Here is a 16,548-nt window from a genome sequence, read left to right as displayed (position 1 = left end):
CTATTAAGCATTAAGGGGGAGAGTTAAATCCCTAATTCATCAAACAAAGAGTCATCAAAATCTTGAGATGTTGTATCTTTTATCTCTGAGGTTTTATTATTTCCTGATTTGTGTTGCTCAAATAGGTCATCAGCATCAAACTCTTCTTCTTGTTCAAAGCCTTCAAGCTCAATAAACTCAGTCTTATCCATTGCAAGTTCAAGATAGAAAATATGATTATTTGCAGTAGTAAAAGTCACTCGACGTGCCTGAGGTCGATCTAAATTAGTATCAACAGAAAGGATGACTTGTTTGTTTAACGTCAGCATCTTTGGTTGGTTTTGAGAAATTGTGGTTTGCAATGTTTTTCGGATCTGCCCGGTAAAATCACCAACGATTTGGTTCATCAATTCACCAAGAACATCTCCAACTTCATCTGAAGTGTGTAAAATGGCCAACTCTTCATCAGGCATACCCATATTGCGCATATATCTTGTATACAATTCTAGTGCAGCATCTTTAGTAAAGTTAGTTACAACCAAACCAGAGAAGCCACCATCAAAAAGAACAAAACAACCAAAGTCAGGCTTTAAGCTTGTCTTTGTTATTTTTTGAACCATTGATGAATAGTTAACAGGACTTTGCGTAGCCTTAGTTAACACCCCTGACATTGAACGACATAAAGTAAGAAGAATATCGTCAGTCGTAATGGTTTTTGTCTTATTTTTTCTGGTTGCAGGTTTCATAACGTTCTCTATAAAAAATGTGCCATCGAATCCCTAGCAGAATAACATCTCGTTTTTATTCTGTGTAATGGTTCGTGTTGATCTTTCGTTTTACTGACTCTTATGAGACGAGTCATATTATAAATATTTAACGGATATAGCATAGCTTTGATGTTTTATCCATGCGAGATGTTGTAAAGTGTCTAAAGAACAACATTAATAGTGCTGAGGGATCAGCGATTTTAGGAGCATGGAGCAATGTTACCAGTATTACCATTTCAGTCGTCTATCGACTCAACGGTACTTGAATATTTAGATCAATTAGCAAAAACCGATTTTAGTGGTGATGTCGAAACGACGTATTCAAGTCGTTTGGCAGTTGCGACCGATAACAGTGTTTATCAACAATTACCTCAAGCCGTTTTACTTCCAAAAACAACAAAAGACGTTGAATGTTTAGCTTCTCTAGCAAACAGAGAACATTATAAAGCGGTGACTTTTTCTCCTCGTGGTGGTGGTACTGGTACCAATGGTCAGTCACTAACGAAAGGCATTGTGGTCGATCTCTCTCGTTACATGAATAATGTGTTGGAAATTAATGTCGAACAGGGTTGGGCGAGAGTTCAAACAGGGCTAATTAAGGATCAACTTAATGATGCTTTGCGCCCGCATGGCTTTTTCTTTTCTCCTGATTTATCGACCAGTAATCGAGCGACTATTGGTGGGATGATCAATACTGATGCATCCGGACAAGGCTCACTAAAATACGGTAAAACATCAGATCACGTATTAGCAGTAACCGCAGTTCTGGCCAATGGACAGTGTTTGGATACATCACTTTCTTATGATGAACAATCAGAAGCTGTTCGTTCTGTTTTAGATATTACTGCAGCAGTGTGTCGCGATAAGCGTAAACAGATTGAAGATAAATTTCCGCCATTAAATCGTTTCTTAACTGGATACGATTTAAAAAATGCGTTAGATACAGAAACGGACCAATTTGATATTACACGCGTACTATGTGGTGCAGAAGGTTCATTAGCCTTTTTAACCGAAGCGAAAGTAAATATTACACCCATTCCAAAAGCCAGAACCTTAATCAATGTAAAATACGATACGTTTGATGCTGCATTACGAAATGCGCCATTTATGGTTGAGGCTAATGCGCTTTCTGTTGAAACCATCGACTCAAGAGTATTGAATTTTGCAAAGCAAGATATTGTTTGGCATAGCGTTAGTGATTTAATTACTGATGTTCCAAACAAAAAAATGCTTGGCTTAAATATGGTGGAATTTGCAGGAACAGAGCCGGAAGTGGTTGAACAGCAAGTTTCGGTTCTTATCGCAAAGTTAGAGCAACTTATTGAATCAGAATCTGCCGGTATTATCGGTTATCAAATAACGCAGGATGTTGCCAGTATTGGTCGTATTTATACGATGCGAAAAAAAGCGGTGGGTTTATTAGGCGCAACAAAAGGTGCCGCTAAGCCTGTTGCCTTTGCTGAAGATACTTGCGTACCACCAGAGAATTTAGCCGATTTTATTCAAGAATTTAGAACGTTATTAGATTCACATAAGCTGAACTACGGGATGTTTGGCCATGTTGATGCCGGCGTATTACATGTACGCCCTGCGTTAGATATGTGTGATCCAGAGCAAGAAGCGTTAATGCACGTTATTTCAGATCAAGTGGTTGCTTTAGTTTCTAAGTATGGCGGCTTAATGTGGGGAGAGCACGGTAAAGGCTTCCGTTCAGAATACGGACCTGAGTTTTTTGGTGAAGAGCTATTTATTGAGTTAAGACGCGTTAAAGGCGCATTTGACCCTGACAACAAAATGAATCCAGGTAAAATTTGTACCCCGCTTGAGAGTGATGCTGAATTAGTCAAAGTGAGTGATACAAAGCGCGGTTATTATGATCGCCAAATTCCAATTGAAGTAAGAGATAGCTTTAATCAAGCGATGGAATGTAATGGTAATGGATTGTGTTTTAATTATGAAACGAGCTCTCCAATGTGTCCATCGATGAAGGTAACTGCAGATCGTCGTCACTCTCCAAAAGGCCGTGCAGGGCTTGTTCGTGAATGGTTACGTCAATTATCAGAGCAAGGCATTGATCCTGTTGAGTTAGAACATGATCTTTTAACAAAACGTCCATCAATTAAGCAAATCATTGATCGCATTCGTAATCGAATAAATAAAGGCAAAGAGTATGATTACTCGCATGAAGTGCATGATGCAATGATGGGGTGCTTAGCCTGTAAAGCGTGTGCAAGTCAGTGTCCAATTAAAGTGGATGTTCCAAGCTTTCGTTCGCGTTTTTTAAATATCTATCACAGCCGTTACCAGAGGCCAATGAAGGACTACATGGTTGCAAATATTGAAACCATGCTACCTATCATGGCTAAAATCCCCAAAGTCGTTAATGGTGTATTGAAGCAACCGGTAACCAAAGCGTTGACGAAAAAAACATTAGGCTATGTTGATATGCCTTTACTATCGGTTCCTACGTTAACTGAGCGTTGTCAAAAGAAAGATGTTTCTCAATTTAATCTAGAACAATTGAAAGGTTTTTCTGAAAAGGAGCGTCAGAAGCATGTCCTGATTGTTCAAGACCCATTCACTAGTTATTATGATGCCGGTGTAGTGAGTGATTTCGTTGAGTTAATTCAACGACTTGGATTGAAGCCAATATTGTTGCCATTTAAACCAAACGGTAAAGCACAACATGTGAAAGGCTTTTTAAAGCAATTTACAACGACAGCGACAACAACGAGTGAGTTCTTAAATCAAGTTGCTGAATTAAAAATTCCAATGGTTGGCGTAGATCCTGCTTTAGTTCTTTGTTATCGAGACGAATACAATGAAATTTTGACGGATAATCGTGGTGATTTTACTGTACTGACAGTGCATGAGTGGCTGTATCCTAAATTATCCTCTTTTGATAAAGCGACAGTATTTGATACAAGACCTTGGAAACTATTTGCTCACTGTACTGAAAAGACAAAAATGCCTAATGCAGAGAAAGAGTGGGGTGAGATATTTACTCACTTTGGGTTAACGCTTAATACCGTTCCTGTTGGGTGCTGTGGCATGGCAGGGACTTATGGTCACGAAGCAGATAAATTAGAAACTTCAAAAGCAATTTATGATTTAAGCTGGAGAGGTAACTTAGCTAATTTAGATAAAGAGCGTTGTTTGATCACAGGGTATTCATGTCGAAGTCAAGTAAAACGCTTTGAAGGAGAGCAGTTGCAGCATCCTTTACAAGCAATATTGACGAACATTTAAATAGCTTAATTTTGCGCTATTGTGTGATAAAATAGCGCAAAATTTCCGTGAAGTAACCCTCATTATTTTGCAAAAATGTTGATTTTGTATCTATTTTAAGGTTATTTTACCCTTTACGGGTTGGTGTGTTGTTTTGTTACTTTTATTCGAGTTATATGATAGATGAGCAGTGCTGAGTTAATTAGACGTATTCCACAAATGAATGTGTTGGTTTTTACTGAAAAAAGAGAACGTAGTACTCAGATCCGTCAGTTTTTCCAAAAAGCGGGCTTTAAGAGTGCTGATTCTTTTAATATCAGTATGAGAGCTTCAGAATTGCCTGTTTATGACTATTATTTTATTGAATATCACTATGCTGATCATGAAGTGATTTGTGAGATAGTTAATCACGCACGTGAAAAAGCTAAGTTTGGAAAACGTCCTATTTTTATTATCGACATTGATAATGATGATTCATTAGTTGATGATATTAACGCGAGAGAGCTCTTCCCGGATTTTATTGTTAATAGCCCAATTAATTTTGGTTATATAGATGATCTAATTAAAAAATCTTTTAACTTAACACTACTTATAGAAAAGTTAGTGGGTGAAGTAAAAGGGTCTCAATCTGCTTTTATCCAACGAGCACAGACTTATTCTGGAACGTATAAAAATCGTATGCTGCTCAATATGACCCTAGAAGAGTTGTATAAAGCAAAAGATTTTTCGACTTTTAAAAAGGTGTATCAGCGCCACGATAAAAGCGAAATAATGCCACAGAATTTAATGGCGTATTGTCATGTGGTAGAAAAACCAAAAGCAATCCCTGTTCTTGAGCTTTTACTGCGCTCTAAAAAGTACTTATTCCAAGCAAATTTAATGCTTGCTGATATTTATACAGAAGCAAAACAGTTATCTAAAGTCCAGACATCTTTAGCAAAGGCTTTTGAAAATAATCCGAAAAATGATAAAGCTTTCTATTCTTATTTAACATTTATTATTGAAAATAATGAACCCGCATTAGTGCATAATATGGTAATGAAACGTTTTTATCATATAGGCATTAATCCTACGACTCTAAATAAGATGATTATGGATATCGCAGACGTTGTTTATAAGTCAAGTATGACCTTGAATAAGGAACAATATCGTCGTTATTTTGGTCAACTTATTATAACGTTAAAAAAACGTATAGCGATGGATAAGCGCGATGAATTACAAGGTTACATAAATATTTTCATTGCTCGTCAACTATTTAAGCAAGGAAAGCGTTATAAAGCGAAAGCCATCGCAGCCACTTGTTATCATCGTTTTTTATCTGAGCGTAAAGTCGCATCGGATGAATTTAGAGTAGCCACCTTTGGTGTTCTAGCCATGGCTGGTGAAGTTAAGTTATGTGTTGCTTTGTATAAAGTATTTGATCAAGCGGGTTTGAAAAAAAGTGCGCCGTTATTGTTACAACAATCAATGGCTCACTTTCAAAAATTGAATAAAGTTTATCAATGGTTAAGAGCTCAAAAGTCAGCAGATGATAATAGTGCACAATTGACTAAAATTGGCCAAACTTACCCGTACTCATCAGACTTGAATTATATGCTTCTGACTTTAACGCTAAAAGGGAAGAATTTAATGAAAGCACCAGAAAACATTAAGCAATGTTTAGCCGTTATACACAGAATGGAAAGAACTAATAACACCGCAGGTTATGAAAACGTAATGTCATCAGTTGAACAAAATAAGAAAATCTTAATTGATGTTTTGTTGGGTAGTTCATAGATTTAGCTAAATTTTTGCTCAATAGGTTTCATCCATCACAGAGATAGGAAAGAGTGATTTAGCTTTTTTCCAAAAATAGTCCACACTTAAGTTATCAAAACTGATTGATAGCACGTTAGGGGGCTATAATGGAAAATAAAAAAGTAAAACAATACATGAGCGCACGACCTCTTTATTTGACAGCGGATATGTCATTATCAGCGGCTTTAGATCAATTTATTACTTCGCAACATATTGGTGGTCCAGTTGTGAATGAGCAGCGAGAGGTCATTGGCTTCATCTCAGAGCAAGATCTTATTAAATCGTTAATTGGGGTGAGCTATCACTGCCAAGACACTCATTTAGTCTCTGATGTGATGAGAACAGAAGTACTTACCGTCACACCTGAAGATACCATTATTGATTTAGCTCAGAACATGACAGATAACAAACCTAAAATTTACCCTGTAGTAGAAGAAGGTAAGTTAGTTGGGATAATCACTCGTCGAAATGTACTTCAGGCATTGAGTGAGTCAATTGGACATTGTTTCAAACACCCAGTGTAGATATTATCTCTATAACATTTTGATATAATTAAAAATTAAGACACTTCGGTGTCTTTTTTTATATTTGAGCAAACTTATCCTTGACCTTGGAGTTAACTCTAAGGTCTATAGTTAGTGTAGATAAACAAATTACCTAACAGAAAGGATTTTCTCATGTGTACTACTCATAAAACCACACAGAGCCATGATCATAAACATAACCCATCAAGTTCGTGTTGTGCTGCTGCACCAAATATCACGGCAATAAAGGCAGAAAGCGCGGTTGCTGATTGCTGTAGCAGCGTTGATAAATCAACAGATGCGGACTCATGTTGCGGAAGTGATCCTGGAGAATCAGACCCCTTAGTTGTTTCCCCTGTAACACCAAATAGCGCTTCATTATCTCGCAGTTGGCTTATTGCTGAAATGGATTGCCCAAGCTGTGCTGCAAAATTGAAAAAAGCTATACTAGCGATTCCAGATGTCATTGATGCTAACGTTATTTTTGCAACCGAAAAACTGACGGTAAGAGCGAAGAACGAAGCGGTATTTGAACAAATTATTAGTGTGGCTAAGACCACAGGTTTCCCGCTATCTGATATAGGTGCAAAAAACACATCAGAGAGTGAATCTCAGCCGTTCTGGAAAAAGAATATATTATTGTTAACCTTGGTTGCTTTCTTAGTTATCGCAACAGGTATTAACTTAGTAAATAAAGAACTAGGCACCATCGCTTTTACTGTCGCGGGTCTATTTGGATTAATTCCTATTGGACGTAAAGCGATTCGTTTAGCGATAAATGGATCGCCATTCTCAATCGAAACTTTAATGACGGTAGCTGCAATCGGTGCTGTTTATTTAGGTGAAACGGTAGAAGCGGCCATGGTTATCTTATTGTTTATGTTAGGTGAACAATTAGAAGGCTATGCGTCGGCAAAAGCGAGAAGTGGTGTAAAAGCATTAATGGATTTAGTGCCTGATACTGCAGTTCGTATTAAATCGGATGGCACTAAAGAAGAAGTTCCAGCATCAGAATTAAACGTAGGAGATAAAGTTCAAGTTTCTCCAGGCGATCGTTTAGCCGCAGATGCAATTTTACTTTCTGAATTCGCTTCTTTTGATGAAAGTGCACTAACCGGTGAGTCAGTTCCTGTAGATAAAAAGGCTAACGATCCATTAATGGCTGGTTCTATTGTTAATGATCGTGTGATTGAAATTCAGATCACTTCGGCACAAGGTGAGAATGCGATAGATCGTATTTTACATCTGATTGAGGAAGCAGAATCTCGCAAAGCACCTTTAGAGCGTTTTCTTGATAAGTTCAGTCGTTGGTACACGCCAGCAATGATGCTGATGTCATTACTGGTTATTATTATTCCACCATTGATGTTTGGTCAATCATGGGACACGTGGATTTACCGTGGTTTAGCTATGCTACTGATCGCTTGTCCTTGTGCGTTAGTGATATCAACACCAGCAGCGATTACTTCTGGTTTAGCTACAGCGGCAAAACGCGGAGCTTTGATTAAAGGGGGCGCTGCATTAGAAGAGCTTGGTCATATTCAAAACATCGCATTTGATAAGACGGGAACACTAACCCAAGGTAAGCCAATACTGACTGATATTCGTGTTTTAGTTGAAGCTGAAACCGAAGAAAGTATTTTATTGCAATCAGCCGCGGTTGAAATGGGCTCATCTCATCCATTAGCAAGAGCCGTAGTAATAAAAGCGCAAGAACAAGGATTAACTGTTATTGAAGCCGATGACCGTGAAACAGTGGTTGGCAAAGGTATTAAGGGTACCGTCAATAAGCAACGTATTGAATTGTATGCACCGCAGCAGTTTGATGGTGAGGTTATCCCTGAAATTGAGAGCCAAATTGCATTTCTAGAGCAGCAGGGTAAAACGGTTGTATTAGTCCTTATTAATGAGCAGATCTCAGGGTTACTTACGTGGCGTGATGAACTGCGTCCAGATGCAAAAATAGCCGTTGAGAAGTTAGTTAAATTAGGTATAAAACCAATCATGCTTACTGGCGATAACGAACGCGCAGCAAAAGCTATTGCTGAAGAGTTGAATATTGACTATAAAGCGGGTTTATTGCCATCAGATAAAGTGAAATACGTTGAGCAGTTAACTGCGCAGGCAAAAACGGCAATGGTCGGTGATGGTATTAATGATGCGCCAGCAATGAAGACCGCTTCTATTGGTATTGCGATGGGTGGAGGAACCGATGTTGCTCTTGAAACCGCAGATGCGGCATTAACTCATAACCGTTTAGAAGAACTCGCACCAATGGTTGCGCTATCAAAAGCAACATTAAGTAATATTCGTCAGAACATTACCTTAGCGCTTGGTTTAAAAGCGGTATTCTTAGTCACCAGCTTGTTTGGTATTACTGGCTTATGGGTGGCAGTTTTAGCTGATAGTGGTGCGACAGCCTTAGTAACTTTGAATGCACTGCGTCTATTGCGCTTTAAAGAAAAATAAACGTACGATACAGTAAAAATAAAACCGCCATTTTATTTGTTTAGAATGGCGGTTTTTTGTTTATGAATGTGCAAGAGTAAGATAAGCCGACACATCAATCTCATCAATTTGCTCTGGTTTTAAAAATTTGTTGGCGTACTCAAGGTAAACTTTATCTTCTAAAAACAGTTGGAATATCTCTTTATCTATATGCTGATTTTTTGCCATGAAAGCCAATATTTTTAATGATTCAGACAGTGTCTTTGGTGTTTTATAAGGGCGATCACTGGCAGTCAGTGCTTCAAAAATATCAGCAATAGCCATCATCCTTGCGGTTACCGGTAATTGAGATGCAGGAATAGCATAAGGGTACCCTTTACCTGACATTTGTTCATGGTGCCCACCTGCAATTTGAGGGATGTTTTTAAGGTGATCAGGATAAGGCAATTCTTTAAGCATATTAATAGTTTGAATAATATGGTCATTAATTAAAAAACGTTCTTCATTGGTTAGGGTTCCTCGCTGAGCAGAGAGGTTATATATCTCGCCGTGATTAAACTTATTCTGGTAAGGTTTAAGATTAAACTGTTCATCCGCTTTTCGGTTTTGCTCCCAAGGAATGAGATGACTACTGCTATCTTGCAAAATGGATTCAATAGTCGGAGTGATTTTGTCTGCATCAGGCAAGCGCTGTTTTTCTTCCCATGATAATCCAAGTTGTTTATCCAAGGTGCGAATAAAGGTTCTTTTCGCTATTTTATTTAGACGTTCAATATTGTCTTCACTAAAAAATTCAGCACCGAGGTTAGATTGGGCAATAAACGCAAACTCTTCATCCAGTTCTTTAATTATATTATGGTAATTACTTTCTAATTCTGGTGTGTTTTGTCTACTTTTAAGCAGTTCATGTAAGTAAGACAGTTCAGCATCTCGTTTTAGAATTTCATAGCGAGTTCGGATTTCATGAATACGATTTGTAAACATATCCAGTTTTGTTGCTTTATCTATTACGTGATCAGCAGTGGTAAGCTTGCCACAATCGTGAAGCCAAGAAGCAAGGTATAATTCTTCCCACTCCTCATCATTCAATGAAAATTTATTCCATTGATTTTGATTTTCTTGAGCTGCTTTTGCTAGCATCAATGTTAATTCTGGTACCCGTTGACAATGGCCTGCAGTATGAGGAGATTTTGCATCAATGGCAGAGGCAATCGATTTAGTAAAAGAAAGCAAAAGGGCTTTTTGTTGCTCTAGAAGTTTCTGTTTATCAATGGATACTGCGATTATTTGCACTAAACGTTCAATAAATAATAGTCGGTATTTAGGGACAGTATGATTAAGTGGAACTTCAATGACTAGGCAGCCAATGAGTTTTTTCTTATCATTATGTAAATTGAAGTAATGGACAGAGGCTTCATAGTAATAAGATTGTTCTTGATTCTTGATAGGGATCTTTTTCTTACCTTCGATACTGCTTAATGTATTTTCGTTATCCGTAATATAAAGATAACTGTGTCCTGTCGTAATCTTATGGATTTTTTTATCAACAATCGCGCCTAATTGAAATAAATTACCGCTTTTTGCAATGATGAAAACCATTTTTAAAATATCATCAATAGTTTGATCCATCGTTTCAAGCGTGCTGCTGAGGTTATGAATTTCTTTAACAATCGAATCTTGCTTTTTCTGTTGATTAAATTGAAAGTGATTTATTTTTTGCGCGTTTTTAAGCAGTGTAACTAATCGATTTGATATGTAAGAAGAGGATAGAAATATAATCAATATCGCGAAAAATATGTAGGCGATGACATTCAAAAATAAATCATTAGATATAGTATTAAAGTTATGATTAATAACACTTCCAGGGATGAGAGATACAAAATACAGAGAGCTACGATTTAATTTGTGGACAAAAGCGGTGTAGGTAGAGCCATCTAGAGACACGGTCTCATGCTCATCATGTAGTACGCCTTGTAGTTGTGAATACGATAAAGGAGTAGGGACATGGTCTGAGTAAATTATCTCTTTTAACTGGTAATCATAAAGATAAAATCCGACATTTTTTTTATTTACAAGTTCGTGGTCTGTTGTTTTAAAGAAAATTGAAGTCGATATTTGTAAGATGATTTTTAGATTCGTATTTTTAGAGCGGCTTAAATAAAGATACTCATTATTGAAGGTATATGTTTTGTTTGTTTTCCACATCTCCTCCAATGATAAACGAGTTGCATATTCTGCTTCGATGGTGCCGTTAATATTTTTTAAATTAATACCATTATCTTCAATGTCATAGATATATACATTAGTTAATGCAGGAGAGTGAGAAAAAGCAGAAGATATAAAGTTGATTAGTGATGGTGGGATATTATTAATATCCAATGAGCTTATATCAGAGATTTCTTCTGCTAATGCGTCTATTTGGTATATGGTGAAGTTTACATTATTACTGATAATTTTCTGGTGAAGCTCGGCAACATCAGCGATATGTTCACTTGATAGTTTTGTGACAGCGCTTTTTATATTGATATATAGATGTGCTGAAAATAGGGCGAAAATAGTCGCAAAAATAATAAATAAGTACGTTTTTAATGAAACTCGTTTCATAAGAACTCTCTTCTCGTTGAACTTTATATTTTTATATTAATGTAGAGTATAAAAACAAATAAAACCAAATGTTTACTTGAAAACCTAAAAGTTTTATCCAAAACTGATTAGATACGTAATAAACATAGGTGACTCAAAATGGATTTGTTGTCTTCTTACTACTCTACTCAAAAGAAAGTGATGCTGAAGGTCTTACCATCTTCATTGCTTATCAATATTTTATCATTAGCGATTCCGTTAGTGGTGCTACAAATTTATGATCGAATCCTACCAAATCAAAGTTATGGCACTGCTGTATTGCTAGTTTGCGGTGCCAGTGTTGCTATTTTACTTGATGCATTTCTACGATTTGTTCGTTCTTGGATTCTAGCTGCCGCCTCAATCAACACAGAAAAAAATATGTACTCCTATATATTACATCAGCTCACTGAGTTACCAGCAAAAGAACTGTTAAGTTTAAAACCCGGTAATTTGCAAGAGGGATTAAAAGGGGTTTCTTCAATCAAAGAATTTTATTCTGGTGGTCTATTAAGTGGGCTAATTGATGTACCTTTTGTTTTGATTTTTCTCTCATTGGTTGCTTATGTTGGTGGGGGGCTTGTTTTTATTCCAATAATTGTTTGGATAGCTGCAGCCCTGTTTGTTTGGTTGTTTTCAAGTAAATCATATCAACACGCAAAAATAGCTGCGGAGAATGAAATTAGCCGTATGAACTTTTTAGTCGTGGTATTTACTATGCTTGAAGGTGTGAAAAAACAGGCAGCAGAGTCGAGAACATTTCAATACTTTAAACAATTAAATCAGAATCGATGGTTGTCCGTCGCTGAATCTGAACGAAATACCGCTATTGCTCAGGAGTGTATTCAAATAGCCGCGTTGGGAACCTCAGTGGTTATGGTAATTATTGGGAGTTTGTCTGTGCTATCTGGCGATTTAACCACTGGTGGATTAGCCGCTTGTTCTATTTTGTCGGGAAGAGCGGTTGCTCCTATGAGTGCTTTGGTCGGATTGAGATTGAAATACAGTTCGTTTCAAGTTGCAAATCATTCAGTCAAAGATTTATTTGAGAACATCGCATCACATGAAACAATTAAATCAGAAAAATTACCGATGTTTGAATCCTTAACAGCTGAAGGCTATACGATTGAACGCTTTGGTTCTTGTTACCAATTAGATTTTTGTGTGCAGCAAGGAGAAATTATTGCTTTAAAAGGTAAGGATACCGACTTACTTAGTCAGGTGATGGCTAACCTCTCAGGATTAGACGCAAAGGCCGGTGGACAATTACGTTGGAATAGCAGTGTATCTGTCGGTGATTATTATGATTATCGCCATCAAACTGCATTTGTAACCAGCCGCCCAATTCTTATTTCAGGATCTTTATTAGATAATTTGACAGGCTTCAACGTTGATAGAGTAGGAGATATTCAACCTCTAATAGAGGCGCTTGGCTTAAATAGCATCATAGCGGATCTTCCTAATGGTTTGGAAACAAAGGTCGGTGCTCAATTAGGAGAGCAACTAAGCCAAGGTGCTATCAAGTTGGTGTCGTTAGTGTGTCAATTAGCAAAACCGACACCGTTACTGTTTTTGGATAAACCAGAGATAGCCCTAGATATTGAGTCTGTAACAAGGTTAGCAAAAGTGCTGTCATTGTTATCAAAAGAGGGCAAAACAATTATTTTAAATACAGACCATCCTAGCTTAGTTGAATTAGCTCAAAAACGAGCTGAGCTTATGCCATTACAAGGAGAAAGTTAATGGATAAGAACTATCAATCTCAAGTCATTGATTTATTGATGGCGATGGACGTAAATACGAATGTTCATGCCTTTAGTCGAGAGTGGATTTCATCAAATAAGCTTGAAGGTGTTAATGATATTTTTACTTTATTGGAGCGGTTAGGAATTGCTTATACTGTTCACCCTTATTCAAGGGCATTAGCATCAACGTCACATTTAGCGGCACTGTATATAAATGATGATGAAATTAAAGTATGTCGATTTTTATTGAATGAGTTTCAAGCTTATCAACAAGGTGAGTTTGAAAGCGAAACCTGGCCTGAAAATCAGCTTTCTTCTCTTGTCGTTCTTATTCATGAACAACCTAAAGAGAAAAATGCACCAGATTGGGTAGGTGAGCGGATTGGTAAATTTAAACCATTACTACCTAAGCTTTTATTGGTTAGCTTTTTTGCTAATCTATTTGCGTTAGTTATCCCCTTTATTACGATGTCAATTTATGATCATGTTATTGGTGGGGACGCAGAGCATGAATTGCTTGGGATAGCTATTGGAGCCGCTTTATTATTTTTAATGATGCTTTTGTTAAAGGTAATTCGAAGCCAATTACTTACAACGATTTCAAATCGGATCAGTCGAGAAATATCAGAAACTGTATTATATCGAGTTTTTCGATCTTCATTATTAGCTAATCGCTCATTACCATCATCTGCATTAATGTCTCGACTCACTACAGCTGAAAGCTTTAAAGGCCTACTTCAAGGCCCACTAGGCGGAGCATTATTTGATTTACCTTTTGTTTTGCTTTTTCTTATTGCAATTGGCTTTTTAGGTGGTTGGCTCGTTATCGTTCCTGTCATTTCTTTACTTTGTTATTATGGGTTAGCCCATCACAGTCAAAAAAAATTAGCTAGGTCTTCCCATCAAACAACAGTTTCAGGCACAACACGTTATTCATTATTATTTGAATTGAATAGTAAATTAGCTTTTATACGTAGTGCGAACATGAGTAAATTTTGGATAAAACGTTTTGAAAAAGCTAATGTTTTAGCGGCAAAGAACGGCTTCTTTCATAATGCGCATCAAGCCAAATATACGTCAATTTATTATGCATTAGGCCTACTCAGTACATTGGCAGTAGTGGCTCTTGGTATTGATCTTATTTTTAATCAAGTGATGACCGCTGGGGGATTAATTGCCACCATGATGCTTATATCAAGGGTCACGGGGCCAGCTCAAATGCTCGCTAATAGTAGTGCTCGTTTTACTCAAATTAAGCAAGCAAAATTACAAATCAATCAATCAATGAATCAAAAAGTGGAAGGTGACTTTTCATTTCAACACCATTCATTACCGTCAGATAATCCAACAATAGAGTTAGAGCAAATTACTTTGCGTTTTCCACAGCAAATGAAACCTGCACTTTCAGGACTGTCTTTGAAAATAGAATCAGGCCAAGTTGTTGCTATTACAGGACCAATGGCAAGTGGGAAAACGGCGTTACTTGAATTATTGGCAGGGTTAAATCAACCACAGAATGGGGTAATTAAGGTTAATAACCATAATTTGTCACAATATGACCCCCAAATATACAGACAATGGTTAGGGTACTACTCAGCAAAGCCTGAATTATTATTATTAACTGTTCGTGAGTTTGTGAGTGATAACAAAAGCATTGATGATGCTCTTATTATTAATGCAATTAAGCTGGTGGGTGGCGAAGCATGGTTTAGAACATTACCTAGCGGTTTAGATACTCAGCTAAATGAATCTGTTGTAGTGAAGATCTCTCACGCTTTATCTGGATATGAAGCAAAGGTGTTATCACAGGCGAAGCTGTACCTTCATGAATATCCACTGTATTTATTAGATAATCCGGTAATGGATATCCCATCTCGAGATCTTTTTCAGCAATGGCTATCGCAACGCAGAGGACGATCGACCATTGTTTTTTCATCTCATGATCCTGAATTAATAAAGCTAGCAGATCAAGTGATAGTGCTTGATGGTGGGACACTTGTATACGCTGGGCCATTACCAGAAACGTCGAATTTAGAGCCAGCATCGGAGGCATCTCTATGAATAAACAAAATGTAGATATTATTGAATCAAAAGTCACGGCTCGTTTATTGACATTGAGTACTTACTTTATTGCTGTTTGTTTGATTTTATTTATAGGGTGGTCGGTATTTACTAATGTTGATGAGATTGCCAAAGCAAAGGGGTCAGTTATTCCTGAAGGAGAGCGTCAAATCATTCAAAGTGAGACGGGTGGTCGGCTTAAATCAATTCTGGTATCTGAAGGTGATTTAGTTGTAAAAGGACAAACACTGATTGAGTTTGACTCTAAATTTCAAAATACAGCTTTGGATGAGTTGAATGCCCAAAGAGCGGCTTTAGAGCTTACTATTGAACGTTTGAATTCATTAGTCGAAACACGAGACCCTGATTTTTCAAAATACGCCGATTTTTATCCTAGGCAAGTATCACAGCAGTTAAAACAACTTGCTGCTGAGAAAGAGTTATTTTTTCAAAAGCGAAGTGCTGTGATTAAAGAGCAAGCTCAGGTCGCTGCGGAATTAGAAGGATTACAAACTGAGTTGCCTGTTTATCAGCGTCAATTGAATGCAACAAAACAAGAGTTGGATATCTTAGTTAAAGGGCAGAAAGCAGGCAATATTTCTAAGCTAAGAGTGCTAGAAATGAAGCAGAAACTGGCATCGATTGAAAAAGAAATCCAACAAGCAAAGAGCCAAGAGAATGTGTTAAAGCGTAAAGCGGAAACCGTGGTCGCTCAGTTAAAACAGTTGGGGGCAGAGGCCAGAGTTCAGGCGAATATTGAGCGTTCTAAAGCCGAAGCAGATTTAAGTGGTTTAAAGGCTCGTATTCGCTCAGGTAAAGAAAAAGTATTAGATACTGTCGTTAAATCGCCAGTTAAAGGGTTGGTTCAAAGTATCCCTTCTACTCAAAATGGAGGGGTAATTACTCCCGGCGGGACGATTGCAGAGATTGTTCCTGTCGATGGAAAGGCAAGTTTTAAAGCTCGTTTATCTCCTAGAGATATTGGCTTTGTCTCCACAGGGCAACCGGCTCGAATTAAAGTGGATGCGTTTGATTACAGTCGCTTTGGTGCGTTAAAAGGGGAAGTAGAAAAAATATCACCGACAACCAGTAAAAGTGAACGGGGTGATATTTATTATGAGGTTACAGTTTCGGTTGATAAGCCATACTTTAGAGATAACCCTGAAAGTTTTTCTATCCTGCCTGGTATGACAGGTGAAGTAAACATTACCACTGGTGAGAAGTCAGTATTCCAATACCTATGGAAACCGATTTACACCAACGTGAGCGCGGCGTTTGGTGAAAGGTAGTGACAGAGTAGGTGCATATATAGTGCCCTAATTCTTATGATTTATCAGCGAATAGAAAGTAACAATATATAGAAAGGGATCACGTTAT

9 protein-coding genes are annotated in these 16,548 nt (G+C 37.4%); 7 read left to right on the top strand and 2 right to left on the bottom strand.

Annotated features, from left to right (window positions below; translation table 11 throughout):
* Positions 1-23: 23 nt before the first annotated feature.
* Positions 24-725, bottom strand: coding sequence for a DUF3334 family protein (locus AC2INI_RS08230; protein ID WP_122033021.1), 702 nt, complete (start codon positions 723-725; stop codon positions 24-26).
* A 237-nt stretch (positions 726-962) separates the two neighbouring features.
* Here AC2INI_RS08230 and ydiJ point away from each other — a divergent pair, with 237 nt between their 5' ends.
* The 4 genes from ydiJ (at position 963) to AC2INI_RS08210 (ending at position 8,764) form a co-directional block, all read left to right on the top strand.
* Positions 963-3,995: a D-2-hydroxyglutarate dehydrogenase YdiJ gene (gene ydiJ / locus AC2INI_RS08225; protein ID WP_486304590.1), complete on the top strand. Its 3,033-nt coding sequence runs from the start codon at positions 963-965 to the stop codon at positions 3,993-3,995.
* Between the two features lie 162 nt (positions 3,996-4,157).
* Positions 4,158-5,750 (top strand): hypothetical protein, encoded by a 1,593-nt coding sequence (locus AC2INI_RS08220; protein WP_122033019.1) that lies wholly within the window; start codon positions 4,158-4,160, stop codon positions 5,748-5,750.
* A 128-nt stretch (positions 5,751-5,878) separates the two neighbouring features.
* Positions 5,879-6,295 (top strand): CBS domain-containing protein, encoded by a 417-nt coding sequence (locus tag AC2INI_RS08215; RefSeq protein WP_122033018.1) that lies wholly within the window; start codon positions 5,879-5,881, stop codon positions 6,293-6,295.
* Positions 6,296-6,448: 153 nt separating this feature from the next.
* On the top strand, positions 6,449-8,764 hold the full coding sequence (locus AC2INI_RS08210) for a zinc/cadmium/mercury/lead-transporting ATPase (RefSeq protein ID WP_486304589.1): 2,316 nt from the start codon (positions 6,449-6,451) through the stop codon (positions 8,762-8,764).
* Positions 8,765-8,824: 60 nt separating this feature from the next.
* Here AC2INI_RS08210 and AC2INI_RS08205 read toward each other — a convergent pair whose 3' ends face one another.
* Positions 8,825-11,347, bottom strand: coding sequence for an HD-GYP domain-containing protein (locus AC2INI_RS08205; protein WP_486304588.1), 2,523 nt, complete (start codon positions 11,345-11,347; stop codon positions 8,825-8,827).
* A gap of 138 nt (positions 11,348-11,485) precedes the next feature.
* On the opposite strand from AC2INI_RS08205, the gene AC2INI_RS08200 reads away from it, so the two are divergent.
* From AC2INI_RS08200 to AC2INI_RS08190, 3 genes are read left to right on the top strand one after another with little or no spacing between them, the layout of a single operon-like run.
* Positions 11,486-13,108: an ABC transporter transmembrane domain-containing protein gene (locus tag AC2INI_RS08200; RefSeq protein ID WP_486304587.1), complete on the top strand. Its 1,623-nt coding sequence runs from the start codon at positions 11,486-11,488 to the stop codon at positions 13,106-13,108.
* The gene (locus AC2INI_RS08195; RefSeq protein WP_486304586.1) at positions 13,108-15,171 is read left to right on the top strand and encodes an ABC transporter transmembrane domain-containing protein; all 2,064 of its coding nucleotides are present in this window, start codon (positions 13,108-13,110) and stop codon (positions 15,169-15,171) included. The genes AC2INI_RS08200 and AC2INI_RS08195 overlap by 1 nt, the downstream gene beginning before the upstream one ends.
* Positions 15,168-16,460, top strand: a complete 1,293-nt coding sequence (locus AC2INI_RS08190; RefSeq protein WP_486304585.1) for an HlyD family type I secretion periplasmic adaptor subunit — start codon at positions 15,168-15,170, stop codon at positions 16,458-16,460. The genes AC2INI_RS08195 and AC2INI_RS08190 overlap by 4 nt, the downstream gene beginning before the upstream one ends.
* Positions 16,461-16,548 lie beyond the last annotated feature (88 nt).

The sequence above is a fragment of the Aliivibrio friggae genome, assembly GCF_057368515.1.
Note: the sequence above shows the minus strand (reverse complement) of the source record. Positions and strands in the feature narration are given on the sequence as shown.

What these genes read in the sequence shown, in the direction of transcription:
- AC2INI_RS08230 (WP_122033021.1), bottom strand. Translation starts at nt 725, where the DNA reads ATGAAACCTGCAACCAGAAAAAATAAGACAAAAACCATTACGACTGAC.
- ydiJ (WP_486304590.1), top strand. Translation starts at nt 963, where the DNA reads ATGTTACCAGTATTACCATTTCAGTCGTCTATCGACTCAACGGTACTT.
- AC2INI_RS08220 (WP_122033019.1), top strand. Translation starts at nt 4,158, where the DNA reads ATGAGCAGTGCTGAGTTAATTAGACGTATTCCACAAATGAATGTGTTG.
- AC2INI_RS08215 (WP_122033018.1), top strand. Translation starts at nt 5,879, where the DNA reads ATGGAAAATAAAAAAGTAAAACAATACATGAGCGCACGACCTCTTTAT.
- AC2INI_RS08210 (WP_486304589.1), top strand. Translation starts at nt 6,449, where the DNA reads ATGTGTACTACTCATAAAACCACACAGAGCCATGATCATAAACATAAC.
- AC2INI_RS08205 (WP_486304588.1), bottom strand. Translation starts at nt 11,347, where the DNA reads ATGAAACGAGTTTCATTAAAAACGTACTTATTTATTATTTTTGCGACT.
- AC2INI_RS08200 (WP_486304587.1), top strand. Translation starts at nt 11,486, where the DNA reads ATGGATTTGTTGTCTTCTTACTACTCTACTCAAAAGAAAGTGATGCTG.
- AC2INI_RS08195 (WP_486304586.1), top strand. Translation starts at nt 13,108, where the DNA reads ATGGATAAGAACTATCAATCTCAAGTCATTGATTTATTGATGGCGATG.
- AC2INI_RS08190 (WP_486304585.1), top strand. Translation starts at nt 15,168, where the DNA reads ATGAATAAACAAAATGTAGATATTATTGAATCAAAAGTCACGGCTCGT.